General features: G+C 61.6%; 23 protein-coding genes. 17 read left to right on the plus strand and 6 right to left on the minus strand.

Annotation, left to right across the window (positions count from 1 at the left end; translation table 11 throughout):
- Nucleotides 1-21: 21 nt before the first annotated feature.
- A complete protein-coding gene (locus ACWHVV_RS08015; protein ID WP_447895839.1) occupies nucleotides 22-675 on the minus strand; it encodes a methionine ABC transporter permease in 654 nt (217 codons plus the stop codon).
- The gene (locus ACWHVV_RS08020; protein WP_447928863.1) at nucleotides 656-1,699 is read right to left on the minus strand and encodes a methionine ABC transporter ATP-binding protein; all 1,044 of its coding nucleotides are present in this window, start codon (nucleotides 1,697-1,699) and stop codon (nucleotides 656-658) included. Before ACWHVV_RS08020 ends, ACWHVV_RS08015 begins: the two co-directional genes overlap by 20 nt.
- Nucleotides 1,700-2,118: 419 nt before the next feature.
- On the opposite strand from ACWHVV_RS08020, the gene ACWHVV_RS08025 reads away from it, so the two are divergent.
- From ACWHVV_RS08025 to moaE, 10 genes are all read left to right on the plus strand, one after another.
- Nucleotides 2,119-2,739, plus strand: a complete 621-nt coding sequence (locus tag ACWHVV_RS08025) for a riboflavin synthase subunit alpha (RefSeq protein WP_447928864.1) — start codon at nucleotides 2,119-2,121, stop codon at nucleotides 2,737-2,739.
- A 160-nt stretch (nucleotides 2,740-2,899) separates the two neighbouring features.
- The gene (locus ACWHVV_RS08030; protein WP_447928865.1) at nucleotides 2,900-4,198 is read left to right on the plus strand and encodes an NCS2 family permease; all 1,299 of its coding nucleotides are present in this window, start codon (nucleotides 2,900-2,902) and stop codon (nucleotides 4,196-4,198) included.
- Nucleotides 4,199-4,236: 38 nt separating this feature from the next.
- Nucleotides 4,237-4,782 (plus strand): adenine phosphoribosyltransferase, encoded by a 546-nt coding sequence (locus ACWHVV_RS08035; RefSeq protein WP_447928866.1) that lies wholly within the window; start codon nucleotides 4,237-4,239, stop codon nucleotides 4,780-4,782.
- Between the two features lie 8 nt (nucleotides 4,783-4,790).
- Nucleotides 4,791-5,270: a xanthine phosphoribosyltransferase gene (gene gpt, locus ACWHVV_RS08040; RefSeq protein ID WP_447528581.1), complete on the plus strand. Its 480-nt coding sequence runs from the start codon at nucleotides 4,791-4,793 to the stop codon at nucleotides 5,268-5,270.
- Between the two features lies 1 nt (nucleotide 5,271).
- Nucleotides 5,272-5,955, plus strand: a complete 684-nt coding sequence (gene ung, locus ACWHVV_RS08045; RefSeq protein ID WP_447928867.1) for a uracil-DNA glycosylase — start codon at nucleotides 5,272-5,274, stop codon at nucleotides 5,953-5,955.
- Between the two features lie 79 nt (nucleotides 5,956-6,034).
- The gene (gene upp / locus ACWHVV_RS08050) at nucleotides 6,035-6,664 is read left to right on the plus strand and encodes a uracil phosphoribosyltransferase (protein WP_447528583.1); all 630 of its coding nucleotides are present in this window, start codon (nucleotides 6,035-6,037) and stop codon (nucleotides 6,662-6,664) included.
- Nucleotides 6,665-6,794: 130 nt separating this feature from the next.
- A complete protein-coding gene (locus tag ACWHVV_RS08055; RefSeq protein WP_447928868.1) occupies nucleotides 6,795-8,024 on the plus strand; it encodes a uracil-xanthine permease family protein in 1,230 nt (409 codons plus the stop codon).
- Between the two features lie 28 nt (nucleotides 8,025-8,052).
- Nucleotides 8,053-8,592 carry a molybdopterin-guanine dinucleotide biosynthesis protein B gene (mobB, locus tag ACWHVV_RS08060; protein ID WP_447928869.1) on the plus strand — a complete coding sequence of 180 codons (540 nt, stop codon included), beginning with the start codon at nucleotides 8,053-8,055 and terminating at the stop codon, nucleotides 8,590-8,592.
- Between the two features lie 4 nt (nucleotides 8,593-8,596).
- Complete coding sequence (moaC, locus tag ACWHVV_RS08065) at nucleotides 8,597-9,391, plus strand: cyclic pyranopterin monophosphate synthase MoaC (RefSeq protein WP_447928870.1); 795 nt, start codon at nucleotides 8,597-8,599, stop codon at nucleotides 9,389-9,391.
- The gene (gene moaE / locus ACWHVV_RS08070) at nucleotides 9,392-9,853 is read left to right on the plus strand and encodes a molybdopterin synthase catalytic subunit MoaE (protein ID WP_447528587.1); all 462 of its coding nucleotides are present in this window, start codon (nucleotides 9,392-9,394) and stop codon (nucleotides 9,851-9,853) included. It begins immediately after the preceding gene.
- Between the two features lie 3 nt (nucleotides 9,854-9,856).
- Here moaE and ACWHVV_RS08075 read toward each other — a convergent pair whose 3' ends face one another.
- On the minus strand, nucleotides 9,857-11,431 hold the full coding sequence (locus tag ACWHVV_RS08075; protein WP_447928871.1) for a ribonuclease J: 1,575 nt from the start codon (nucleotides 11,429-11,431) through the stop codon (nucleotides 9,857-9,859).
- 266 nt (nucleotides 11,432-11,697) lie between these two features.
- Between ACWHVV_RS08075 and purU the strand changes: the two genes are divergently transcribed.
- Nucleotides 11,698-12,552 carry a formyltetrahydrofolate deformylase gene (gene purU, locus ACWHVV_RS08080; protein WP_447528589.1) on the plus strand — a complete coding sequence of 285 codons (855 nt, stop codon included), beginning with the start codon at nucleotides 11,698-11,700 and terminating at the stop codon, nucleotides 12,550-12,552.
- A gap of 240 nt (nucleotides 12,553-12,792) precedes the next feature.
- On the opposite strand, the gene lexA is transcribed toward purU, so the two are convergent.
- On the minus strand, nucleotides 12,793-13,467 hold the full coding sequence (lexA, locus tag ACWHVV_RS08085) for a transcriptional repressor LexA (protein ID WP_447928872.1): 675 nt from the start codon (nucleotides 13,465-13,467) through the stop codon (nucleotides 12,793-12,795).
- A gap of 219 nt (nucleotides 13,468-13,686) precedes the next feature.
- On the opposite strand from lexA, the gene ACWHVV_RS08090 reads away from it, so the two are divergent.
- The 4 genes from ACWHVV_RS08090 to ACWHVV_RS08105 all read left to right on the plus strand — a co-directional run bounded on the left by ACWHVV_RS08090 (nucleotide 13,687) and on the right by ACWHVV_RS08105 (nucleotide 16,623).
- The gene (locus ACWHVV_RS08090) at nucleotides 13,687-14,364 is read left to right on the plus strand and encodes a TetR/AcrR family transcriptional regulator (RefSeq protein ID WP_447928873.1); all 678 of its coding nucleotides are present in this window, start codon (nucleotides 13,687-13,689) and stop codon (nucleotides 14,362-14,364) included.
- Nucleotides 14,342-14,869 carry a L,D-transpeptidase family protein gene (locus ACWHVV_RS08095; protein WP_447928874.1) on the plus strand — a complete coding sequence of 176 codons (528 nt, stop codon included), beginning with the start codon at nucleotides 14,342-14,344 and terminating at the stop codon, nucleotides 14,867-14,869. The genes ACWHVV_RS08090 and ACWHVV_RS08095 overlap by 23 nt, the downstream gene beginning before the upstream one ends.
- Before the next feature lie 65 nt (nucleotides 14,870-14,934).
- Nucleotides 14,935-15,945: a beta-N-acetylhexosaminidase gene (nagZ, locus tag ACWHVV_RS08100; RefSeq protein WP_447928875.1), complete on the plus strand. Its 1,011-nt coding sequence runs from the start codon at nucleotides 14,935-14,937 to the stop codon at nucleotides 15,943-15,945.
- A 99-nt stretch (nucleotides 15,946-16,044) separates the two neighbouring features.
- A complete protein-coding gene (locus tag ACWHVV_RS08105; RefSeq protein ID WP_447928876.1) occupies nucleotides 16,045-16,623 on the plus strand; it encodes a hypoxanthine-guanine phosphoribosyltransferase in 579 nt (192 codons plus the stop codon).
- Between the two features lie 11 nt (nucleotides 16,624-16,634).
- Here ACWHVV_RS08105 and ppsR read toward each other — a convergent pair whose 3' ends face one another.
- Nucleotides 16,635-17,468, minus strand: coding sequence for a posphoenolpyruvate synthetase regulatory kinase/phosphorylase PpsR (ppsR, locus tag ACWHVV_RS08110; protein ID WP_447895854.1), 834 nt, complete (start codon nucleotides 17,466-17,468; stop codon nucleotides 16,635-16,637).
- A gap of 291 nt (nucleotides 17,469-17,759) precedes the next feature.
- On the opposite strand from ppsR, the gene ppsA reads away from it, so the two are divergent.
- Nucleotides 17,760-20,141 carry a phosphoenolpyruvate synthase gene (gene ppsA, locus ACWHVV_RS08115; RefSeq protein WP_447928877.1) on the plus strand — a complete coding sequence of 794 codons (2,382 nt, stop codon included), beginning with the start codon at nucleotides 17,760-17,762 and terminating at the stop codon, nucleotides 20,139-20,141.
- Between the two features lie 147 nt (nucleotides 20,142-20,288).
- Nucleotides 20,289-22,079: a gamma-glutamyltransferase gene (gene ggt / locus ACWHVV_RS08120; RefSeq protein ID WP_447928878.1), complete on the plus strand. Its 1,791-nt coding sequence runs from the start codon at nucleotides 20,289-20,291 to the stop codon at nucleotides 22,077-22,079.
- Between the two features lie 17 nt (nucleotides 22,080-22,096).
- Here ggt and ACWHVV_RS08125 read toward each other — a convergent pair whose 3' ends face one another.
- Nucleotides 22,097-23,983: a glycerophosphodiester phosphodiesterase family protein gene (locus ACWHVV_RS08125; RefSeq protein ID WP_447928879.1), complete on the minus strand. Its 1,887-nt coding sequence runs from the start codon at nucleotides 23,981-23,983 to the stop codon at nucleotides 22,097-22,099.
- Between the last annotated feature and the right edge of the window lie 13 nt (nucleotides 23,984-23,996).

The following is a 23,996-nucleotide window of genomic DNA, read 5'->3' on the forward strand; positions in this document are numbered from 1 at the left end:
GCGATTTTATTCAATGCCCGGCTACTTGCGATCGCTTTTGCGCACCAGATAGTCGCCCAGACTTTGAAAGCCTTGCACCATCACCACCAGAATCACCACCGTCGTCAGCATGATGGTCGGGTTGAAGCGGTTGTAACCGTAGCGAATGCCTAAATCCCCCAGGCCCCCACCGCCGACCGCACCGGCCATGGCCGAATAGCTGACCAGCGTGACCACGGTGATCGTAAGGCCGGTAATGATACCGCCCCGGGCTTCGGGGATCAGTACCTTGCAGATGATCTGCCAAGGGGTGGCGCCCATCGCCTGGGCGGACTCTACAAGCCCCGGAGAGAGCTCGTTGAGCGCCCCTTCGATCAACCTGGCGACGAAGGGGATAGCGGCGATCGTCAGCGGCACCGAGGCGGCGTTGATGCCGATCGAGGTGCCGACCAGCATCCGTGTGAAGGGGATGATCGCCACCATCAAAATGATGAACGGAATCGAGCGGCCGACGTTGGTGACGAGGCTGAGCACGTGGTTGAGCACCGGCATGGCCAGAATCTGACGCGGGCGGGTCACGTAGAGAAGGACGCCCAGCGGCAGGCCAAGCAGCGTCGAGATCGCCCCGGAGATGGCCACCATATAGAGCGTGTCCAGGGTTGCCTGCCAGATAAGATCAAACATCGCGCTGGACATAGCCAAGTACCTCTACCTGTAGTTGATGCGCTTGAAGATAGGTCATCGCCTTTTGGGTCTGCTCGGCGCTACCGAGCAGTTCGGCGATCATCAGCCCCAGGGTGCGCTCCTGAATGGACTCCACCTTGGCCTGCAAAATACTCACGTCGACGTCGCACTCCCGGGCAAGCCTTGAAATCAGCGGCGTCGAAACCGCGTCGCCGGAAAACGTCAGGCGCACCACCGGGTGGCTGTCGGGGCTTTGCACGTCGCTTAGCCGCGCGGTGAGCTCCTTTGGCGGGCTTAGCTGCAAGAAGTCGTTGAGAAACTCGCGGCCCAGGGCCGTGGTCGGGGCGGTAAAGAAGTCGCCCACGTCGGCGTCTTCGACCAGCTCGCCGCCGGAAATCAGGCTCACCCGGTGGCAAATCGATTTCACGACCTCCATTTCGTGGGTGATCAGCAAGATGGTGATGCCGAGCTTTTGGTTGATATCGCGCAGAAGTTCGAGAATCGAGCTGGTCGTCTGCGGGTCGAGGGCGGAAGTCGCTTCGTCGCACAGCAGCACGTGGGGGTTGCTCGCCAGCGCCCGGGCGATCGCCACGCGCTGCTTCTGCCCGCCGGAGAGCTGGGCCGGGTACATCGTTGCCTTGTCCGCCAGGCCGACCATTTCCAGAAGCGGCGTCACGCGGGTTTTGATCCCGCGGCGCTTCTCGCCCATCAGCTCCAGGGGCAGGGCGACGTTGTCGAAGACCGTGCGGGTGGTCAGCAAGTTGAAGTGCTGAAAGATCATGCCCATGCGGTGGCGGGCCTGGTTGAGCTCGCCCCGGCTAAGGTGAGTGATGTCGCGGTTATCGACCAACACGCTACCTTCGCTGGGCCGCTCGAGCAGGTTGACGCAACGGATGAGCGTTGACTTGCCCGCGCCGGACAGGCCGATCACGCCGTGAATGGCGCCCCGGGGGACGGTTAAATCGACATTTTTCAGGGCGTGGACCGCGCGGGGGCCGCTGCCGTAGGTTTTACTGACGTTTTTGAGTTCTATCATGGCGTCTGCCTTAACGTGAGGCCAAAGACGTGAGGTGCAGGGGGAGGGGCTTAAAATAAATAAGGCCACCCCTTGGGGTGGCCATCGACGCTGGACACACCCTTTTAGCTGCACTTCACCGCGCTTGGCTGGTGGACGCCCGCAATCCGGGTATAAATCGGCGTCTAAACTATTAGCGGCGAGAGTCTAGAGAGGGCCTGGCAGCTTGTCAATTAAAGCGGCGCTAAAACGCCACCTGCGCCAAATCGAAAGCATTCGACGCATAAAGCGGCGTTTTAGGGCCCGTTAGGCGCTCGAAAAAACGACGACCGTACTTGCCCTAGTCAATAAACCCTATTCGGCCCTTTAGCTTGAAGCGGGTTAAAGGCGATAATAGCCGTTTGCAAAACGTTCAGGCCCGCAGGGCGTTAGGGGGAGTGATGTTTACAGGCATTGTGCAAGGCGTTGGCCGGGTTGTCGAAATCCGTGAGCTCGAAGCGTTTCAAACCCATGTGGTCGAGCTTTCGCCAGCGCTTTGCGAAGGGCTCGAGCTTGGCGCCTCGGTGTCGCATAACGGGGTGTGCTTGACCGTTACCGCCATCGACGGCCACAAGGTAAGCTTTGATCTCATGCGCGAGACACTGCGGCTGACCAATCTTGGTGCAGTAAGCGTTGGCGATTGCGTCAATATAGAGCGCGCCGCGCGCTTTGGCGACGAGATCGGCGGCCACGCCATGTCCGGGCACATCATCGCCATGGCGGATGTGGTGGGCATCGACGAGGCGCCCAATAACCGGCGGCTGTGGTTTTCGCTGCCCAAAACCCTCGGGCGCTTCGTTTTCGAGAAGGGTTATGTCGGCGTCGACGGCATCAGTCTCACCGTGGGGGATGTGCGCCCGGCGGGTGAAAACATCGAGTTCAGCGTCAATCTGATTCCCGAAACGCTACAGCGCACGGTGTTGAAAGAGCGCCTGCCCGGCGCCCAGGTCAACATCGAGGTGGACCCGCAAACCCAGGTCATCGTGGAAACCGTCGAGCGGGTGCTGGCGGCGCGCGCTTGAGGCTTTGACCAGTTGGTTAAGTAGTGGCCTGAAAATTGCTGGAGAATCAGAGCGGGGAAGCCCGCACTCATCGGCTGCGCGCCGAAGCTCGCATCGCTTTCGGGCTTTCGGTAGACTGTGCGGCTTTTCTCGCATCACCGGGCGCAGGGAACAAAACGATATGAAAGGTTTGGACAACTACTTCAAGCTCACCGAGCAAAATACCAACGTCAAAACCGAGGTGATCGCGGGCATCACCACTTTTTTGACCATGGCGTACATCATCTTCGTCAACCCGAGCATTTTGTCGGAAGCGGGGATGGACTACGGCGCGGTGTTCGTGGCGACCTGCGTGGCGGCGGCCATTGGCTGTTTCGTCATGGGTCTTTGGGCCAACTACCCCATTGCCCAGGCGCCGGGTATGGGGCTCAACGCCTTCTTCACCTACGGGGTGGTGCTGGGCATGGGCTATACCTGGGAGGCGGCGCTCGGGGCGGTATTTCTTTCGGGTCTGACCTTTTTTCTGCTGAGTATTTTCAAGATTCGCGAATGGATCATCAACGCCATACCCCTTTCGCTGCGCTTGGGCATTGCCGCCGGTATCGGGCTTTTTCTGGCGATGATCGCGCTTAAAAACGCCGGTATCGTGGTTGCCAATCCGGCAACGCTGGTCGCGATGGGCGATCTCTCCGAGCCTTCGGCCATTTATGCGCTGCTCGGCTTTTTCGTGATTACCGCGCTTGCCTACTTGAACGTTACCGGCGCGGTGCTGATCGGCATTCTAGGCGTGACCGTTGCGGCCATGCTCCTGGGGCATAACGAGTACGGCGGGCTGATGTCGATGCCGCCGTCCATCGCGCCGACCTTCATGGCGATGGACCTGGCCGGCGCTTTCGACGTGGCGATGCTCAGCGTCATCTTTGCCTTTTTGTTCGTGGACCTGTTCGACACCTCCGGTACGCTGGTCGGCGTTGCCCATCGCGGTAAGCTTTTGGATAAAGACGGTAAGCTTCCGCGCATTGGCCGCGCCATGATGGCCGACAGCACGGCTTCCATGGCCGGTGCGGTATTGGGTACCTCGACCACCACCAGCTATATCGAATCCACCGCGGGTATCGCGTCCGGCGGGCGCACGGGCTTGACCGCCGTGGTCGTGGGTGTGATGTTTTTGATCAGCCTGTTCTTCGCGCCGCTGGCGGGCTCGATCCCGGCCTACGCCACCGCCGGCGCGCTTTTGTACGTGGCGGTGCTGATGGCGGGTAGCCTGGCCCATGCCAACTGGGAAGACCCCACCGACGCCGCGCCGGTACTGATCGCCGCGATCGCCATGCCGCTGACGTTCTCGATTGCCGACGGCATCGCGCTGGGCTTTATGAGCTTTGTCGGCATCAAGACGCTCTCCGGGCGCTTCAAGGACCTCAATCCGGCGGTGATCGTTCTGGCGCTGCTGTTTGCGGTGAAATTCGTATTCTTCGGCTAGGCGTTGGCCCGGCTTTGTATTAACCAATGAGAGACGCGATGAGCATTTACGGCGACTACATCAAGTCCGTTATTCGCACGGTTCCCGACTGGCCCGAGCAGGGTGTCAATTTTCGTGACATCACGCCTTTGCTGCAAAACAGCTCGGCCTTTCGTAAACTGATCGATAGCTTCGTACACCGCTATCAGGACATGAATCTGGATGCCATTGCGGCGATCGACGCGCGCGGTTTCATCATCGGCGCACCGCTGGCTTATGAGCTTGGTTGCAGCTTCGTGCCGGTACGTAAAAAGGGCAAGCTTCCGTTCAAGACGATTAGCGAAACCTACACCCTCGAATACGGCGCCGCGGAAGTGGAGCTTCACTCCGACGCGTTCGAAAAGGGTGACCGGATTTTGCTGATGGACGACTTGATCGCGACCGGTGGCACGATGCTGGCCGCCGCCAACCTGATTCAGCGCTGTGGCGGTCAGGTAGTCGAGACCTCGACGATCGTCGATCTGCCCGAACTCGGCGGCTCTCAAAAGATTCGCGACGCTGGCTTTGGCGTGTTCGCGGTATGTTCATTTAACGAAGACGAGTAACGCCTCCCATGAGCAGCGAACGCTATCACCAGCACTTCACGGTCTCCTGGGACCAGATCCATCGCGACGTTCGGGCCCTTTGCCACCAACTGATCGAGCGCGATTTCAAGGGTATCGTGGCGATCACCCGGGGCGGGTTGATTCCTGCCGCGCTGATCGCCCGCGAGCTCAATATCCGCCTGATCGACACGGTCTGTATCAAAAGCTACGATCATATGGATCAGGGCGGGCTCGATATCATGAAGGGCGTGGACCACGACGGCGAGGGCTGGCTTTTAGTGGATGACCTGGTCGATACCGGTAAAACCGCCCGGGCCGTGCGTGAAATGCTGCCCAATGCCCACTTCGTCACCATTTACGCCAAGCCCGACGGCCGCCCGTTGGTCGATCAGTACCTCACGGAAGTGGGCCAGAACTGCTGGATTCAGTTTCCCTGGGACATGGGCATCGCCTATGTCGAACCGCTCGCCGATCAATTGAAGAAATGATATGACCGACCCTCTACCCAAGGACTGGAGCCAGTGGCTCGGCCAGGAGTTCCAGGCGGATTACATGGCCGCGCTAAAAGCGTTTCTGGCCGATGAGAAAGCGGCTAAAAAGGTCATCTATCCGCACTCGTCCAACTGGTTTCGCGCCTTCGAGCTCACGCCTTTGGAAGAGGTGAAAGTCGTCATTCTGGGCCAGGATCCTTACCACGGCCCCGACCAGGCCCACGGGCTCTGTTTTTCGGTCAAGCCCGAGGTTCAGGTGCCGCCATCGCTGCTCAATATCTATAAAGAGCTTGAAAGCGACGTGGGCTTCACGCGGGTAAATCACGGCTTTTTGGAACCCTGGGCGAAGCAAGGCGTGCTGCTTTTGAACACCGCCCTGACGGTCGAGAAGGGCAACGCGGCCTCCCACCGGGGCAAGGGGTGGGAGCATTTTACCGATGCGGCGATCAAGACGGTCAGTCAACACGCCGGGCCTTGCGTTTTTCTCCTGTGGGGCAGCCACGCCCGTCAGAAGAAAGCGCTGATCGATCGAACGCGCCATTTGATTTTGGAATCGCCACACCCGTCGCCGCTTTCCGCGCACCGCGGCTTTCTGGGTAATCGCCACTTCTCCCAGGCGAACCAGTTCCTGGCCGAGCAGGGACGCCCGGTAATCGAATGGCAATTACCCGCCACCCCTTAACCTTGGGGGCGGTTGCGGGTAGAATGGCGCGCAATTTTGCGCTAGCCGAGCGCTTTTAACCCTGCAGTGAGGTAGTTTCATGAGTGTCCACGCCATTGATCATCCGCTTGTTCAGCATAAATTGGGGCTCATGCGGGAAGGCGGTTTGAGCACCAAGAGCTTTCGCGAGCTGGCAGGTGAAGTCGCCAAGCTACTGACCTACGAGGCCACCAAGGATCTCGAGGTCGAAGACCATCAGATCGAAGGGTGGAACGGCGAAGCCATCGCGACGCGGCGTTTGAAAGGCAAAAAGGTGACCGTCGTGCCGATTCTGCGCGCAGGCCTTGGCATGCTCGAAGGAGTCACCGACCTGATTCCCAGCGCCCGGGTCAGCGTCGTCGGACTTTACCGCGATGAAGAGACGCTTCAGCCGGTACCGTACTTTGCCAAGTTCGCCAACGACATCGAAGAGCGTATGGCGATCGTGATCGACCCGATGCTCGCGACCGGTGGCTCGATGGTGGCAACGCTGGATATGCTACGCGAGCGGGGCTGCGACAGCATGAAAGTGATCGTACTGGTCGCAGCACCCGAAGGCATCGAGCGCGTACAAAAAGACTACCCGGATATCGAGATCTACACCGCGTCCGTCGATGAGCGCCTCGACGAAAATGGCTATATCGTGCCGGGCCTTGGCGATGCCGGCGACAAAATATTCGGCACGCGCTAAGCGCGCTGCCTTGAAATGCCCCTTACGCTTTGCGTCGGGGGCATTTTTTTGGGCGCGAAAAACGCCCCGGTACCCACTCCCCTGACAAGCCTGCCCTGATGGGCGACCCAATGAACGTTAAGGACGCTGCATGAGCACTAAATCATCACAAGAGGGCTGGCCCAAAACGCTGTTGACCGGGGCGCAAATGTTGTTCGTCGCCTTTGGCGCGCTGGTACTGGTACCGCTATTGACCGGGCTCGACCCAAGCGTTGCGCTGTTTACCGCCGGTGTCGGCACGCTGGTCTTTCATAGCGTGACCAAACAGAGTGTGCCGGTTTTTTTGGCCTCTTCTTTTGCGTTTATCGCGCCTATTCAAGGCTCGATTGCAAGCTTTGGCGTCTCCGCCACGCTTGGCGGGTTGATGGCTGCTGGTATTGTTTATACCGTTATCTCTCAAGTGGTGCGTATCAAAGGCACGGGCTGGCTGAATCGACTGCTGCCGCCGGTAGTGGTGGGGCCGGTCATCATGGTGATTGGTTTGGCGCTGGCGCCGGTGGCGGTGAGTATGGCAACCGGGGAAACCAGCGATCACATCGGCTATGGTCAGGCGATCTTTCTCTCCATGGCGAGCCTGGCGGTCACGCTGGTGCTGGCGGTGTTCGGCCGCGGGCTTTTGCGGCTGGTGCCGATCATGGGCGGGGTCGCTACCGGCTACGCGCTCTCGCTGGTCATGGGGGTAGTGGACTTTACGCCCATTCAACAGGCGCGCTGGCTTTCGGTGCCGGCCTTTACCGCGCCGAGCTTTCACTGGGCGGCGATACTGTTCATGATCCCCGTGGCCATCGCCCCGGCGGTCGAGCACATTGGTGACATGGTGGCGATCGGCTCGGTCACCCGGGAAAACTATCTGGAAAAGCCAGGCCTTCACCGTACGCTGTTGGGCGACGGCCTGGCGACCTGCGTGGCGGCGCTGTTCGGCGGGCCCCCCAACACCACCTATTCCGAAGTGACCGGCGCGGTCACGCTGACCCGGGCGTTCAATCCGGTGTACATGATCGTGGCGGCGGTGCTGGCCATTTTGCTGGCCTTCATCAGCAAATTGGGCGCGCTTTTGCAGACCATTCCCGGCCCGGTCATGGGGGGTATCATGACATTGCTGTTCGGCTCGATTGCGGTGGTGGGCATGAATACGCTGGTGCGTGCGGGGCAGTCGCTCACCGCGCCGCGCAACCTGGTGGTCGTCTCGCTTATTCTGGTCTTCGGAATTGGCGGTATGCAGTTCGGCGGCGGACAGTTTACGCTACAGGGCGTTAGTTTGGCCGCGCTTGTCGGTATTGCGCTGAACGCGCTGCTGCCACCGGAAAAAGAGCTTGCCTGAGGCTGGGTCAAAGGAGATCTCCCTGGAAATGATGAAAATGCCTTTTCCCGTGCTCGGCATAGCCGCCTGGAGCTCGACGGGTAAGACCACGCTTTTGACGAAGCTTCTGCCGCGCTTGCGCGAGGCGGGGCTCGATGTAGGGGTGATCAAGCACGCCCACCACAACTTCGACATCGACAAGCCCGGCAAGGATAGCTACCGGCTTCGCGAGGCCGGCGCCGCGCCCATGCTGGTGGCTTCACACCGGCGCTACGCCTTGATGCAGGAGACACCGGACCAGGACGAGCCGGACCTTGGCCATTTGCTTTCACTGATGACCGCCCACGCGCCGGATCTGGTCATCGTCGAAGGCTTCAAGGATTGGCCGCTGCCCAAATTGATTCTCTATCGCGACGGTATCGGCGACCCGGCTATCCTGCAAAGCGACGGTGTCAAAGCGGTGGCGCTAAAAGGCGAGCCGCCCGAGACGCTGGACGCTTCTATCCCGCGGCTAAACCTTGATAACATCGATGAGATTGCGCGCTGGATCCTTCAATGGTCCCGCGCGTCCCGTGACGACAAAAGGTAACGATATGCAGCTGACCCACCTGAACACCCACGGCGAAGCCAACATGGTGGATATCGCCGATAAAGAGGCGTCGCGCCGGGAAGCGGTGGCGTCGGGGCGCATCGTCATGGCCCCGGCAACGTTAAGGCTTTTGAGCGACGGTGAGCTGCCCAAAGGCGATGTATTGGCCACGGCGCGTATCGCGGGTATCCAGGCCGCTAAACGCACGTCCGATCTGATTCCACTGTGCCATTCGCTGGCGCTTAGCAAGGTGAGCATCGATTTCGATATCGACTGGCAGGAGGGCGCGGTCAATGTACACGCGCTTTGCCGGTTGAATGGGCGCACCGGTGTCGAGATGGAGGCGCTGACGGCGGTCTCGGTGGCGTGCTTGACGCTTTACGACATGTGCAAGGCCGTCGACAAGGAGATGCGCATCGACGCTATTCAGCTCGAGAGCAAGCGCGGCGGCGTACGCGGCGATTATCAACGTAGCGCGGCGCCGATCGTGACCGGAGAAGGCACGCCCGGGGAGGTCAGCGTCGGCGAGCGCTGTACGGTATCGCCCTGCGTGCGGGTCAAGTTCCTGGCCGAGCTTCGTGAGCGGGTCGGGCATAGCGAGGTGTCGTTCTCCCTCGATGCGCTTGAAAGCCGCGATGTAGCCGGGCTCAAAACGGTGCTGGCCGAGAAGGATACGCGTTTTAGCGTATTGAAGGAGCAGCGTACGCTGTGCGCCATCAATCAGGTGATGGCCAACGACACCGCGCCGATCACCGACGGTGACGAGATAGCCTTTTTTCCACCGGTGACCGGGGGCTGAATGAGCGACTCATTGATCAGTGTGGCGATACAGGAGGCGGCGTTTAGCCTCGACGAGGGCTATACCGCGGCGCTTGAAAACCGCTTTGACATCGGCGCCGTAGTGACCTTTACCGGGTTGGTGCGTGATTTCAACGAGACCCCCGAGGTGACCGGGCTGACCCTTGAACACTACCCGGGAATGACCGAGCGCGCGCTTTACGAGATTGGCGAAGAGGCGCTGTCACGCTGGGCGCTGCAGAAGGTGGTGATCATCCACCGGGTAGGGCAGCTGCACCCTGGGGACCCGATCGTGCGGGTGCTGGTGGCCAGTGCCCACCGGCGAGACGCGTTCAGCGCCTGCGATTTCATCATGGATATTTTAAAGACCCGCGCGCCTTTCTGGAAAAAGGAGCATTCCACCCAGGGCGATTACTGGGTGAAGGAGCGCGCAAGCGACCAGCAGGACGCGGCGCGCTGGTGACCGTCAAGGCGCCTCGGTCGCCATGATCTGCAGATGGACTTCCGGCATGTGCTGGCAGTGTTCCCCCAGCCAGTGAATCATGCCGGGGGTAAGCGCCTCGCGAAGCTCGGCCAGGGTGTCGGCGTGAATTTCATCGAGGCGCTCGTCGAGCCAGTCGCTAAAGCTCTCTTCATCGATGGGGCTTGCCCCGCTCGCGTCGAGCATCAAGCGGCCGATACGCTGCCAGCCCGTATCGGTGGCGCATACCGGCAGCGCCAAAAACAGCGTGCCGCGCCGGGCGCTGTTCGACTCTGCCCCAAGGCCTGGGTGAGGCGTCACGCTGTTTTGATCCACCACGTGGGGTAGCTGCGGGTAACGCGCCTCGACCCGAATGCCTTCGTTGTCCATCGCCAGCATATCGCCGTTGACCGGGGCGAGCGGCGCCTTGATACCGAGCTCTTCGGCCAGCGCCTGGTGGGCCTTTTGATGGACCGCTTCGCCGTGAACTGGCAGCAGCGCCTTGGGCCTTATCCAACGATAGAGCGTTTTGAGCTCTTGCTGGGCCGGGTGGCCGGTGGCGTGGAGTTCCGGGTGATTGGTTTCGTCAAAAAGCGTCACGCCCAATTGGGTAAAGCGGCGTTTGAGCTGGGCAATCGGGCGTTCGTTGCCGGGAATGGCCTTGGCGGAGAAAATCACGTTATCGCCCGCTTCCAGGTCCATGAAGGGGTGACGCCCCTGGGCCAGGCGCTGAAGCGCTGCGCGGGGCTCGCCCTGGCTGCCCGTGGCGATCACGACGACTTCATCCGGCGGCAGGTAGCCCAAATCCTGGGGCGGGACCAGCGCCGGGAAGTCGTCCAGATAGCCAAGCCCACGGGCGACACCCACCATACGCTCCATGGAGCGGCCCATCAGGCTCACCCGCCGTCCACTCTGCGCCGCCGCCTGGCCAATTGCCCACACGCGCGCCAGGTTGCTGGCAAAGCAGGAGACCACGACGCGGCCCTTGCACGCCTTTAGCGTTCGGGTGAGGGCTTTTGCGACATCGCCTTCGCTGCCCGCGGTGCCGGGGAGCGGGGCATTGGTCGAGTCGCCGACGACGAGATCCAGCGGTGCCAGTGCCTGAAAGTGGGCGGGATTGACGCTTGGGCCGATCAGCGGCGCGGGGTCGAGCTTCCAGTCGCCGGTGTGAAGGACCCGGTAGCCCCCGGCCAGCATCATGATGGCGCAGCTTTCGGGAATCGAGTGCGTCATTAACAGATAGCGAAGCGTGAACGGGCCTTGCTCCAGCGCCTCATTGGGTTCGATCACGTGAATGGCGGCGCTGCTCAAACTGTGCTCGGCAAACTTGTGGCGTAAAAGGCCGGCGGCCAGGGGGGTGGCGTAAATCGGGCACTGCCACTTCGGCCAAAGCCAGGCGACCGCGCCGATATGGTCTTCATGGCCGTGGGTGATGTAGAGCGCCTGGGGGGTGATATCGAGCTCGGCCAGGGTCTGGGTATTGGGCACCTGAAGCGGGGCGCTGGGCAGATCCTGGCGAATCATCATGCCGCAATCAATGGCGATCCAGTGACCGTCATAACCATAAAGCGTCAGGTTCATTCCTATTTCACCACAGCCGCCAAGCGGCAGTATGCGCAAGGGTGGACGGCGGCGGGGACGAAGTTGAACGCGAGATGGATCCATTGATTATGAACAGCCTGAAAAGTAAGGCTTTAACTATACGGTAAGGCGGGGGCGGCTAACAATCATGGCGATGCCAGCCAGGCCCGCTTGCGCTACACTAGCGCCCTTGCTCAGCGCCACGACCCCCTTCATGGCGGACAAGGCCTGGCATTTTTAAAATCGTGTTTATATTGAGTGTATTTATGTCGCATTACTACCGTTTAGTGGTTTCCTGCCCGGACCAAGTGGGCATTGTGGCGCGTGTCTCCAGCTTCATCGCCCAGCACGGCGGCTCCATCACCGAGGCAAGCCAGCATTCGGATCTGCAAACGGGCCGGTTTTTCATGCGTTACGAGATTCTTGCCGATTCCATCGGTATGACCGCCGAGGCGCTCGAAGAGGCGTTCTCGCCGATCGCCAGCGCCTTCGACATGCAGTGGGCGCTGGTGGATACGCAAAAGCGGCGCAACGTGGTGATCATGGTCTCAAAAGAGTCCCACTGCCTGGTCGACCTGCTTTACCGCTGGCAGGCCGGCGAGCTCGACTGCAACATCGTGGGGATCATCTCCAACCACCCGGATATGCGCGCGCTGAGTGAGTGGTACCAGATTCCCTACTTTCACATTGCGGTCGACCCAGGCGACAAGCAGGCTTCGTTCGATGCGGTACAGGCGCAAATCGAGGCGCTCGAGGCGGACTGCATCGTGCTGGCGCGCTACATGCAGATTCTGCCGCCGGCGCTTTGTAGCCGCTACGCGGGCCAGGTCATCAACATCCATCATAGCTTTTTGCCCTCGTTTGCCGGTGCCAAGCCTTACCACCAGGCTTACGCGCGGGGCGTTAAGCTGATCGGTGCGACCTGCCACTACGTGACCGAGGAGCTGGATGCCGGCCCGATCATCGAGCAGGACATTCATCGGGTTAGCCACTGCCATACCCCGACGGATCTGGTGCGCTTTGGCCGCGACGTGGAAAAATCGGTGCTGGCGAGGGGGATTCGCTGGCATCTGGAAGATCGGGTGCTGATCGACGGCAACAAGACCGTCGTCTTTAACTAAAAAAAGCGGGGCACCGAAGTGCCCCGACTCAAGGCGGTTTTTATAGCGGGTGCGGTGCCGGGCAGCCCTACGCGAGGGCGCTGTGAATACCTCCCTGTACGCTACTTTCGCCATCCCTGGCGAAAGACCCTCGCGACGGGCTACCCGGCACGGTCAGTCAAAGTGCTTTAATTGAACCAAAAAGCGGGGGCACGCATCAGTGCCCCCGCTTTTTATGCAACGTTCAAACAGGCGAGTGGCTTAGCCGAGCGCTTGGCCGCTGCCGCCGCGAATCACGCCTACGCCCACACCTTCGATATCGAGCTGCTGGGTGCGCAGGTCGATTTCGATCGGGTCGAAGTCGCTGTTTTCAGCCAGTAGCGTTACCTGATGGCCGTCGCGCTTGAAGCGTTTGACGGTGACTTCGTCTTCAAGGCGTGCCACCACGATCTGGCCGTCGCGTACCCGCTCGGTGCGGTGCACGGCGAGCAGGTCGCCTTCCAGAATGCCGATATCTTTCATCGAAAGCCCGCGCACGCGCAGCAGGTAGTCCGCCTTGGGCGTGAAGTAGTCCGCCGGAAGCGGGCAGTAGCGGTCGATGTGCTCGGCGGCCAGAATCGGGTTGCCCGCAGCGACTTCGCCAATGATGGGCAAGCCGTTTGCCGGCGTTTCGCCGCTTTCGTTGGCAGCCGGCGCCGGCTCACTGGTTTCGGTGCCTTCCTGGTTGGGTAGGCGAATACCCCGGGAAGTGTGGCGAATGATACGAATCGCGCCTTTGCGCTCGAGGGCGCGAAGGTGTTCTTCCGCCGCGTTGGGTGAGCGAAAGCCCAAAGCCTTGGCGATCTCGGCCCGGGTGGGCGGGTAGCCAAGCTCATTCATGGTTTTAACGATAAAGTCAAAAACGTGCTGTTGACGTACTGTAAGAGGACGGGACATGTCTGACTCCAGCGTAAAAGGGTAACTAAAAAGGTGACTCGATATATATGTGTTTAAGTATACAGTATGTTCCTCTGTCCAGTATATGACTCAAGCCACGGATTATAAAGCCGTTCGGGCATCGAGTGGGGGAGTTCACCCTTTCTGGCGATTGAGACTGGCGCGTTAATGGCCTACTATTTTGCGATGTTTTAAACACTCGTTTTTCTGGAGGGCGCCATGGCGCAATCTGATACGGTCACGCGTATCCTGGATACTGCGGAGGTGCTGTTCGCTGAACGCGGCTTTGCCGAGACCTCGCTTCGTAATATCACCAGCAAGGCACGGGTGAATCTGGCCGCCGTGAACTACCACTTCGGTTCCAAGAAAGCGCTGATTCAGGCCGTATTCGCGCGCTATCTCGATCCTTTCAGCCAGCGCTTTCACGAAGCCCTGGACGCGCTGCACGAGCGCTACGGCGAGGAGGACATTCCCCTCGAAGTGCTGCTCGAAGCCATGGCGACCACGGTGCTGACGGTGCCCGCCGAGCGCAATAGCCTCAAGGTTTTCATGCGCCTTTTGGGTTTGGCCTATAGCCAGGCCCAGGGGCATCTGCGCCGCTATATTCAGCAGCAGTACGGCGATGTGTTCACCCGTTTCGTCGAGCTCGTTCGTCGGGCAACGCCGGAGCTTCCCGACGCGGAACGCTTCTGGCGGCTGCACTTCATGCTGGGCACGGTGATCTTCACGCTTTCCGGGCTCGATGCGCTGCGCGATATCGCCGCCAAGGAGTACAACGAGCAGGTCTCGGTGCGCGATCTTGTCCGGCGGCTACGCCCGGTGGTGGTTTCCGCCATGAACGCGCCGCTTCCCCCCGCTTTGGAGGAGCCTGCGTATGCTGACGCCCAATCTGGCTGATCTTCCCCCCGTCGATGGCCCTTGGCTCGAGGTCGACCTCGCCACCCAGCACCTGCGCTGCTGGCAGGGCCAGGCGGTGGTACACGAGTGCGCCGTCTCGACCGGTGAAAACGGCGTAGGGCAAAACGAGGGCAGTGGTCAGACGCCCCGTGGCTGGCACTACGTGCGCGCCGCGATCGGCGAAGGCTTGCCGGAAAATGCGGTATTTCGCGGGCGGCGCTTCACCGGGGAAGTCTTTACCCCGGAACTCGGCGCGCAGAATCCGCAGCGTGACTGGATTCTGACGCGTATTCTCTGGCTTTGCGGGCTCGAGCGCGGCGTTAACCGCGCAGGCCAGACCGACTCCCAGCGCCGCTATATCTATCTTCACGGCACGCCGCCAGACCAACCCATGGGTATAGCCGCCTCCCACGGCTGCATTCGCCTGCGCAATGACGATCTGCTCGCGGTGTTCGCTTTCGCAGCCCCAGGCACCCCGGTGTGGCTCAACGCCGCGGGGCTTTAACGCCGGATTTTGTTTAAGGCCGCCGATCGACTAGAATTGGCGGCCGTTTTATTGGATGCAAGCCGATGACGCAACCGCCAGGCCCGGTCATGCTCGACCTCGAAGGGCCCGCTATCACGCAAGCTGAAAAAGCCTTGTTGGCCGACCCCGCCGTGGGTGGGGTCATTTTGTTTGCGCGCAACGTAGAAAGTGCCGAGCAGGTCAGCGCGCTTTGCCAAAGCATTCGCCGGTTAAGGCCCGATCTGCTGCTGGGCATCGACCAGGAAGGCGGGCGCGTTCAGCGCATCAAAAAAGGCGTTACGCGGCTTCCCGCGATGGCGCGCATTGGCGAGGTCTACGCCCAAGACGCGGATGCCGGGATACAGCTGGCCATCGATGCCGGCTGGCTGCTGGGCATGGAGATGGCGGCCTGCGGGCTCGATATTAGCTTCGCCCCGGTGCTCGATGTCGAAAGCGGGGTTTCCAGCGTGATCGGCGATCGAAGCTTCAGTCAGGACCCCGAACACGTCGCCGAGCTCGGCGGACGCTTCATCCAGGGCCTGCACGAAGCGGGTATGGCCGCGGTAGGCAAACACTTTCCCGGCCACGGCGGCATCGAAGCCGACACCCATCATAGCGTTGCCGACGACCCGCGCCCGTTAAGCGAGCTCAAGGCGCGGGATCTGGTGCCTTTCACCCGCCTGGCCGCCCAGCTCGACGGCGTCATGCCCGCCCATGTGGTTTTTAGCGCTTTCGATCAGCGCCCGGCGGGCTTCTCGCCGAACTGGCTCGGAATGCTCAGAGAGTCGCTGGGCTTCAAGGGGGCGATCTTTTCCGACGATTTGACCATGGCCGGTGCCCACGTGGCCGGCGGGCCGGTGGAGCGCGCCCGCGCCGCGCTGGCTGCCGGCTGCGACATGCTGCTGGTATGTAACGATCGTGGCGCCGCGCTCGAGGTGGTCGCCCACTGTCAGGGGCTCGAGAGCAAACGCGCCGGCAAGCTTCGCTACGCCCGCGCCCGGCCGGACCTCGCGGCGTTGCCCGCGCTCAAGCGCTGGCGCCGCGCCAATGCACGCCTGGGCGAGCTGGCCGACTAGCCCGCGCCGCCTTAAACACCTTTTTCTCGTTCGAAGCGCCGATGTATCGCCGGCGCTTTTATTTTTTGAACCTTGATCGCTTGATACCGGAGCCCTTCGATGAACAAACTCGATAAAGAAGCCCTTGAATCCCTGGATTCAATGCGCGAGCTGATGGATAACGCCGACTGCCTGATCACCCAGGCGCAGGTCGAGGAAGCTCTCGATCACATGGCCGAAGCCATCACGCGGGATTTGGGTGACAAGCTGCCGGTGTTTTATTGCGTGATGAACGGCGGGCTGATCACCACCGGTCATCTGCTGACCCGGCTGGGCTTTCCGCTGGAAGTCGACTACCTGCACGCTACGCGCTACCGCAACGAACTGCGCGGCGGCGAGCTTTTCTGGCGGGTCTCGCCGGAGGTGCCGATGGCCGGGCGCCACGTGGTGATCATCGACGACATCCTCGACGAAGGCTCGACCCTGGCGGCGATTCTGGACTACTGCCAACAGGCTCAGGCGGCGAGCGTCACTACCGCCGTGCTGGTCGATAAACAGCACGACCGCAAGGCGGTGCCGGGGCTCAAGGCCGACTACTGCGGCCTGGAAGTAGCGGATCGTTACGTGTTCGGTTTCGGCATGGACTACAAGGGTTACTGGCGCAACGCCCCGGGTATCTTCGCGCCCAAGGGGCTATGAGCCTTACCCCTTTAGCGGGGCGAAAAACGCCGCGTTAGCCCGGTTTCGGCGATCATGCGCGTGGAGATCTCCTCGATCGAGAAGCGGGTGGTATCGATGAACGGAATGCCAAGCGTGCGGTAAAGCGCGCTTGCCTGCTCGACTTCCTGCACGCACTGGTCGATCGAGCTGTAACGGCTGTTGGGGCGGCGCTCGTTGCGAATGGCCGAAAGCCTTCGCGGGTCGATGGTCAGCCCGAAGAGCTTGTGGCGGTGCGGGGCGAGCACCCTGGGCAGTTTCAAGCTGCCGTCCTCGTCGAGATCGTCTTCGGTGATTGGGTAGTTGGCCGCGCGGATGCCGAACTGCAGCGCAAGATAAAGCGACGTTGGCGTTTTGCCGCAGCGCGAAACGCCGACCAGAATGACGTCCGCCTGATCGTACTGGTGGGTGCGCGCGCCGTCGTCGTTGTCGAGGGCAAAGTGCACCGAGTGGATGCGATCCATGTAGACATCGTCGCTGCCAATGGCGTGGGTTCGCCCGACACTATACGAAGAGTGGGTCTCGAGCTCTTGCTCCAGCGGCGCCAAAAAGGTCGAAAATACATCCACTTTGAAGCCCTGGGCCTGGCGAATGACGTCGCGAATTTCCTGATCGACGATGGTGTCGATGATGATCGGGCGCTGGCCGTCGCGGTTGGCGGTGGCGTCGATGATATTGGCGAGCGCCTGGGCTTTTTCGACCGAGTCGATATAGGGCTTGGTGAGCATCGTGATCTCGACGCCGCTGAATTGTGCCAAAAGGCTACGCCCCAAACTCTCGGCGGTGATCCCCGTTCCGTCGGAAATAAAAAATGCCGTACGCTTCATGCTTTTCTCCCGTTGATCACCTCGATGCGTGAAGCGCTATTCTCACCGTTGGGTGTCGCAAGCACAACGGGCCAGGCCGCTATGGAGCGGGCGACTACAGAAAGTGCCTCAATTCTCGCCGTGTTGTAAAAAACCTTCACTGACTTCGCGGTTAGACTAATGGCGAATACGAGGGGGCGGTGATAGGGTGACACGCTCAATGAAATTGACCGACCCGATCTGGCGAGCCCCGGTCTGGCGAGACCCGGTCGGGTGGTTCAACCCGCGGTCGATGATTAAAAGGGGTGTTGCGTGCAAGAGTACATTGTGTGGTTCGATCAACTGGGCATGAACGATGTCGAGCGAGTAGGCGGCAAGAACGCCTCGCTCGGTGAAATGATCTCCAACCTTGCGGGCGCCGGTGTCACCGTGCCCGGCGGCTTTGCCACCACCGCTCACGCCTACCGCGAATTTCTCGCTTTCGAGGGCCTCAACGACCGGATCAACGCGCTGCTGACGCGTTTGGACGTCGACGACGTCAAGGCGCTTGCACAAGCGGGCAGCACCATCCGCCAGTGGATTATCGATACGCCCTTACCGCCCGCTTTCGAGCGCGCCCTGGCAGATGCCTACGCCGCCCTGCAACAGCGCCACCCCAACCTGAAAGCCGCCGTACGAAGCTCCGCTACCGCCGAAGACCTGCCGGATGCCTCCTTTGCCGGCCAGCAGGAAACCTTCCTCAACATCGAAGGCTTCGACAACGTCAAGCGCGCCGTGCACGAGGTGTTTGCCTCGTTATTCAACGACCGGGCGATTTCCTATCGCGTGCACCGCGGCTACGCCCACGAGAACGTGGCGCTTTCCGCGGGCGTGCAGAAAATGGTGCGCTCGGAAACCGGCGCCTCCGGGGTCATGTTCACCCTGGACACCGAGTCGGGCTATCGCGATGCGGTGTTCGTCACCGCCTCTTGGGGGCTGGGTGAAACCGTGGTGCAGGGCGCGGTCAACCCGGACGAGTTCTACGTTCACAAACCCACCCTGGAAGCGGGGCGCCCGGCGGTACTGCGCCGCACCCTGGGCTCCAAGCTGATCAAGATGGTCTACGGCGAAAGCGCCAGCGCCGGCAAGTCCGTCGAAACCGTCGACGTACCGCTCTCTGATCGCGGGCGCTTTTGCATCAACGATGAGCAGATCATGGATCTTGCCCGCCAGGCGGTCACCATCGAAAAGCACTACCAGCGACCCATGGATATCGAGTGGGCGCTGGACGGCGACGACGGCAAGCTCTACATCGTCCAGGCGCGCCCGGAAACCGTGGTGTCCCAGCAGGAGGGCGGCAAGCTCGAGCGCTTCCATCTCCGGGAGAAAGGGCGCCGGCTGATCACCGGCCGGGCGATCGGTCAGCGTATCGGCAGCGGTACGGTGAAAATCGTGCTCAGCCCGGATGAGATGCACAAGATCAACGACGGCGACGTGCTGGTCACCGACATGACCGACCCGGATTGGGAGCCGATCATGAAGCGCGCCTCGGCGATCGTCACCAACCGCGGCGGGCGCACCTGCCATGCGGCGATTATTGCGCGTGAGCTGGGTATCCCCGCCGTGGTCGGCTGTGGCGATGCCACGACCCAGCTGCGCGAAGGCATCGACGTCACCGTCTCCTGCTCCGAAGGTGATACCGGCAACGTCTACGAAGGCATTCTCGATTACGAATGCAAGGTTTCAAGCGTCGACGCCATGCCCGAGATCCCGTTCAAGATCATGATGAACGTGGGTAACCCGGATCGCGCCTTCGGCTTCGCCGGTTTGCCCAACGCCGGTGTGGGGCTTGCCCGGCTCGAGTTCATCATCAATCGTATGATCGGCGTGCACCCCAAGGCGCTGCTGGAGTACGACCGTCAAACGCCGGATTTGCAGCAGGTGATCGACGCGCGCACCGCGGGTTACGACGATCCGGTCAGCTTCTACGTCGACAAACTCGTCGAAGGTATCTCGACGCTGGCCGCGGCGTTCTACCCCCAGCGGGTGATCGTGCGGCTTTCGGATTTCAAATCCAACGAGTACGAAAACCTGATCGGCGGTAAGCTTTACGAGCCCGGCGAAGAGAACCCCATGCTGGGTTTCCGGGGCGCCTCGCGCTATGTTTCCGACGCCTTCCGGCCGTGTTTCGAGCTGGAGTGTCGCGCACTCAAGCGCGTGCGCGACACCATGGGTTTTGAGAACGTCGAGATCATGGTGCCGTTCGTGCGCACGCCAACCGAGGCGCGCGACGTAGTGGAGCTGCTGGCCGCCAACGGGCTGGCGCGCAACCCGGATGACCCGAACGGCCTCAAGGTCATCATGATGTGCGAGCTGCCCGCCAACGCGCTGCTCGCCGATGAGTTCCTCGAGCACTTCGACGGCTTCTCCATCGGCTCCAACGACCTGACGCAGCTTACCCTGGGGCTCGACCGTGACTCCGCCATCGTCGCGCACCTGTTCGACGAGCGTAATGAAGCGGTGAAAAAACTCCTCTCCATGGCGATCCAGGCGTGCAAGGCGCAGGGCAAGTACGTGGGGATCTGCGGGCAGGGCCCGTCGGATCATCCGGACCTTGCCAAGTGGTTGATGGAGCAGGGTATCGACTCGGTATCGCTCAACCCGGACGCGGTGCTGGAGACCTGGTTCATGCTGGCCGGGGAAACCATCGCCTAAGTAGCCTTGTCAATTCAGCGATTAATGCGCCCGGCCATTGTGCCGGGCGCACGCGTTTTATAGGCTAACCTGTCAGGTGAGTAAGCCAACACCTTTTCCCGCTCAAGAAAACGCCGGCTTCGGCCTCGAAACATCTCAGGAGTGATCATGCTGCCACTACGGGCGACGCTGCCCTTGACCGGCTTATTGCTGGTTCCGCTCTACAGCTTTGGCTTTACCTACGAAGCGCCCTCGGTGACCCCGGAAGTGGGCTCGGGCTACGAGGAAAAACCCGGCTGGGCGAACGATAAATTCGCCGTCGCCGCCGCCAACCCGCTGGCCACCGATGCCGGCCGGCAAATCCTTGAAGCCGGCGGTAACGCCATCGACGCGGTCATCGCCGTGCAGATGGTGTTGACGCTGGTCGAGCCGCAATCCAGCGGCATCGGCGGCGGAGCCTTTTTGATGCACTTCGATGGCACCGATATCGACGCCTTCGACGGTCGCGAGACCGCCCCGGCGGCGGCGGACGAGACGCTGTTCATGGAAGATGGCGAGCCGCTGGCGTTCATGGACGCGGTGGTGAGCGGGCGCTCGGTCGGCGTACCCGGCACGCTGAAGATGCTCGAAACCGCCCACGCCGCCCACGGCCAGCTCGACTGGGAGACGCTCTTCGTCCCGGCGATTACGTTGGCCGAGGAGGGCTTTGAAGTGAGCCAGCGCCTGCACACAAGCCTGGCCGAAGACCCGGCACTGCGCGATGACCCGCTCGCCGGGGCGTTTTACTACGACGCGCAAGGCGAGGCGTTGGCAGTGGGCGAGACGCTCACCAACCCGGCGCTGGGTGCGCTGCTTCGCCGGATAGCAAGCGAAGGCAGCCGCGCCTTCTACGAAGGCGACGTGGCCCAGGACCTGGTCGAGCGGGTGCAAAATCACCACACCCGCCCGGGGGAAATGAGCCTGGAGGATTTGAGCGGCTATGAAAGCATCACCCGGGAGGCGATCTGCACGCCCTGGCAGCAGTGGGACGTCTGCGGCTTTCCGCCGCCGTCCTCGGGGCACCTGACCGTCATGCAAATTCTGGGCATGCTGGAGTACCAGCCGATGATCGAGGCGCCTTTGGATAACGGCGCGGCGAGCAGCGGCTGGCTGCATCAGTTTTTGGAAGCGTCGCGGCTCGCGTTTGCCGACCGTGGCCGCTATATCGCCGACCCGGACTTCGTCGAGGCGCCAGGGGGCGATTGGTCGCTGATGCTCGCCCCGGAGTACCTGGAAAGCCGCAGCCGTTTGATCGAGGAGACCAGCATGGGCGAGAGCGCCGAGCCTGGTAACCCCGGCGAGTTCGAGGTGAGCTATGCAAGCCAGCCCACCCAGCCCGAGTACGGCACCAGCCACATCAGTATCGTCGATGAAGAGGGCAACGCGGTGGCCATGACCACCACCATCGAGCAGGCGTTTGGCTCGCGCATCATGGCCGATGGCGGCACGGGCCTGGCCGGCGGGTACCTGCTCAATAACGAGATGACCGACTTCTCCTTCGAGCCGGAAATCGACGGTGAACCGGTGGCCAACCGGGTCGAGCCCGGCAAGCGGCCGCGTTCGAGCATGAGCCCGACATTGGTATTCGATCATGACAACGGCGATTTCGTGGCAAGCCTGGGCTCGCCCGGCGGTGCGGCGATCATTCACTACACCGCACGCACGCTTCTGGCCATGCGGGACTGGGGCCTGAGCGCCCAGGAAGCGCTGAACCTGCCCCACGCAGTCACGCTGGGCGGCGATGTCTGGCTCGAAGAAGGGCGCTTTCCCGAGGCGACCATCGAGTCGCTCACCCAGCGCGGGCATAGCGTCAGCGAGCGCGAGCTGACCAGTGGTCTTCAGGCGATCCGTCGCCTGGAAGACGGCACGCTGTTCGGCGGCGCCGACCCGCGCCGTGAAGGCGTCGTGATGGGCGAGTAGCCGGGCCTTTAGGCATGCTACTCGCGCAGCCAGTTGCGCAGTTTCACCAGTATCAGACCGCCATCGCTCAAGGCATGGCGGTCTTCTATTAGCATGCTCAGCCGGTCCGGGTAGTCGGTAATGATCGCATCCACGCCTAGATCGATCAGGGTCGACATCCGCGCGCGGTCATTGACCGTCCATGCGTGTATCTCGTAGCCGTAGCGCCCGGCGAGTTCGATCTCGTGCTGGGTGATGCGGTTATGGCGAAGGCCCAGCGCGTCGAAGCTGCGCCGGTCGAGCGTGCCCGGCAAAATCAGCTGAGCCAGCAGCGTCACACGAAGCGCCGGCGCCTGCTCCTTGATGAAGGTGACGATGCCCGGCGTCGTGGTGGCGACGCGCATATCCATCTGCGCGTGGGGAAAGCCGCATTCGCTCATGCCATCGAGGGCGCTTGGCTGGGTCGCCCAGCAGCGGTAGCGAATGTCCGACTCCGCATCGAGGGCATCCAACACGGCCTGGGCCAGACGCTGCTCGTCCCGGGGCAACGCTTTCATGTCGATCATCAGCCCCGCCTTGCCACGCACCAGCGCCAGCGTTTCATCGAGCCCGGCGATGGGCTCGTTGACGAAGGCGTCGCCGAACCAGCTGCCCACGTCGAAGCCGCTTAGCTCTTCGCGGGTCAGATCATTGAAATCCCGGGGGTCGCCGGTCAGCCGTGTCAGGCTCCGGTCGTGGTACAGAAGCACCGCATCATCAGCGCTTAGTCGCACGTCGAGCTCCACGAAATCCGCCCGGTCCTCGAGCGCCTGACGCACGGCGGCCAGAGTGTTTTCCGGCGCGACCATGGAGCTTCCCCGGTGGGCGATTACCGCCACGTTATCGCGCAGCTCGAAACTGTTGAGAATCCACCAGGCTTGTAGCGCGGCAAATACCAGTACGAAGGCCTCGACCGCCCAGGCCAAACGGCCGGGGTTTGCGTTGGCTACCCTGGGCGCCGGGTGGGGTTCGCGGCAGGCCAACTGAAGGTAGAGGCACGCCGAAAGCAGGGCATTGGCGGCAATACCGAGAAAGGTAATGGTCAAGGTGATCAGCACGTAGCCGGTGAGATAGGCAAGCATCGCCGGGATCAGTACGGCGCTTCGCTCGGGCAGCCACCACAAAAGCGGCGTGACGATCAAATCGAAAAGTAAGGTGACGAGCACCGGAAGCGCCACGATCAGCACCAGCAGTATCAGTACCGCCGCGCCGATCGAGCGCCGCCCGCCCCGGGTGAGCGGCACGCTCTGCCTAAGCGCGGCCAGCGGCGAGCGCTGCTCGACGGCCACCAGCGGTAGGGCGAGCATCCAGCGAAGATAGAGCCAGGCCGCCAGGCTCGCCCATATCAAGACCAACGGCAGCGCGCAGGCAATGAAGTACCAAAGCACCGGCGGGCGAACGCGCTGCAGGTAGTAGAGATCCAGATCGCTGAGAAAGAGATCGAATAGCCAGGTAAGCCCAAGCATGAAGGGGGCGAGCAGTAACAGGTGGGCGCTGACCTGAACGATGACCAGCCCGGCAAGGGCCGGCAGACGCCGGGTACTCAGCCAGAGCGCTTCAAAAGCGAGGCGGTAGTGGTTTTCCCGGGCCCGGGTGGCGACCAGCAGCATGCCGGCCTGCTGCCAGTAAATCAGCAAAAAGGCGAACCAGAGCCCCACCAACAGGGTTAACAAACCAAGCGGGCTAAAAAGCAGCGCGACCAGTGCCTCGGTCGTGATGACCGTGCGGTTGAGCGCTGAAAGCAGGGTTTGCGACACCCAGCCAATGGCGGGCAGCACCAGCGCCGACGCCAGCAGCGTATAGATCAGGTGATAAGCGATCAGCGGTCTTAGGTGGTCTTTCAGCGTTCGATAGAGGGCGTGGCCCAGGGTGGTCAGCGGCGGCATAAAAAAGGAGCTT

The sequence above is a fragment of the Vreelandella sp. EE27 genome (assembly GCF_968206495.1).

Excerpts from the sequence above, each read along its gene's own strand:
- ACWHVV_RS08015 (WP_447895839.1), bottom strand. The coding sequence starts at position 675 with ATGTCCAGCGCGATGTTTGATCTTATCTGGCAGGCAACCCTGGACACG.
- ACWHVV_RS08020 (WP_447928863.1), bottom strand. The coding sequence starts at position 1,699 with ATGATAGAACTCAAAAACGTCAGTAAAACCTACGGCAGCGGCCCCCGC.
- ACWHVV_RS08025 (WP_447928864.1), top strand. The coding sequence starts at position 2,119 with ATGTTTACAGGCATTGTGCAAGGCGTTGGCCGGGTTGTCGAAATCCGT.
- ACWHVV_RS08030 (WP_447928865.1), top strand. The coding sequence starts at position 2,900 with ATGAAAGGTTTGGACAACTACTTCAAGCTCACCGAGCAAAATACCAAC.
- ACWHVV_RS08035 (WP_447928866.1), top strand. The coding sequence starts at position 4,237 with ATGAGCATTTACGGCGACTACATCAAGTCCGTTATTCGCACGGTTCCC.
- gpt (WP_447528581.1), top strand. The coding sequence starts at position 4,791 with ATGAGCAGCGAACGCTATCACCAGCACTTCACGGTCTCCTGGGACCAG.
- ung (WP_447928867.1), top strand. The coding sequence starts at position 5,272 with ATGACCGACCCTCTACCCAAGGACTGGAGCCAGTGGCTCGGCCAGGAG.
- upp (WP_447528583.1), top strand. The coding sequence starts at position 6,035 with ATGAGTGTCCACGCCATTGATCATCCGCTTGTTCAGCATAAATTGGGG.
- ACWHVV_RS08055 (WP_447928868.1), top strand. The coding sequence starts at position 6,795 with ATGAGCACTAAATCATCACAAGAGGGCTGGCCCAAAACGCTGTTGACC.
- mobB (WP_447928869.1), top strand. The coding sequence starts at position 8,053 with ATGATGAAAATGCCTTTTCCCGTGCTCGGCATAGCCGCCTGGAGCTCG.
- moaC (WP_447928870.1), top strand. The coding sequence starts at position 8,597 with ATGCAGCTGACCCACCTGAACACCCACGGCGAAGCCAACATGGTGGAT.
- moaE (WP_447528587.1), top strand. The coding sequence starts at position 9,392 with ATGAGCGACTCATTGATCAGTGTGGCGATACAGGAGGCGGCGTTTAGC.
- ACWHVV_RS08075 (WP_447928871.1), bottom strand. The coding sequence starts at position 11,431 with ATGAACCTGACGCTTTATGGTTATGACGGTCACTGGATCGCCATTGAT.
- purU (WP_447528589.1), top strand. The coding sequence starts at position 11,698 with ATGTCGCATTACTACCGTTTAGTGGTTTCCTGCCCGGACCAAGTGGGC.
- lexA (WP_447928872.1), bottom strand. The coding sequence starts at position 13,467 with ATGTCCCGTCCTCTTACAGTACGTCAACAGCACGTTTTTGACTTTATC.
- ACWHVV_RS08090 (WP_447928873.1), top strand. The coding sequence starts at position 13,687 with ATGGCGCAATCTGATACGGTCACGCGTATCCTGGATACTGCGGAGGTG.
- ACWHVV_RS08095 (WP_447928874.1), top strand. The coding sequence starts at position 14,342 with ATGCTGACGCCCAATCTGGCTGATCTTCCCCCCGTCGATGGCCCTTGG.
- nagZ (WP_447928875.1), top strand. The coding sequence starts at position 14,935 with ATGACGCAACCGCCAGGCCCGGTCATGCTCGACCTCGAAGGGCCCGCT.
- ACWHVV_RS08105 (WP_447928876.1), top strand. The coding sequence starts at position 16,045 with ATGAACAAACTCGATAAAGAAGCCCTTGAATCCCTGGATTCAATGCGC.
- ppsR (WP_447895854.1), bottom strand. The coding sequence starts at position 17,468 with ATGAAGCGTACGGCATTTTTTATTTCCGACGGAACGGGGATCACCGCC.
- ggt (WP_447928878.1), top strand. The coding sequence starts at position 20,289 with ATGCTGCCACTACGGGCGACGCTGCCCTTGACCGGCTTATTGCTGGTT.
- ACWHVV_RS08125 (WP_447928879.1), bottom strand. The coding sequence starts at position 23,983 with ATGCCGCCGCTGACCACCCTGGGCCACGCCCTCTATCGAACGCTGAAA.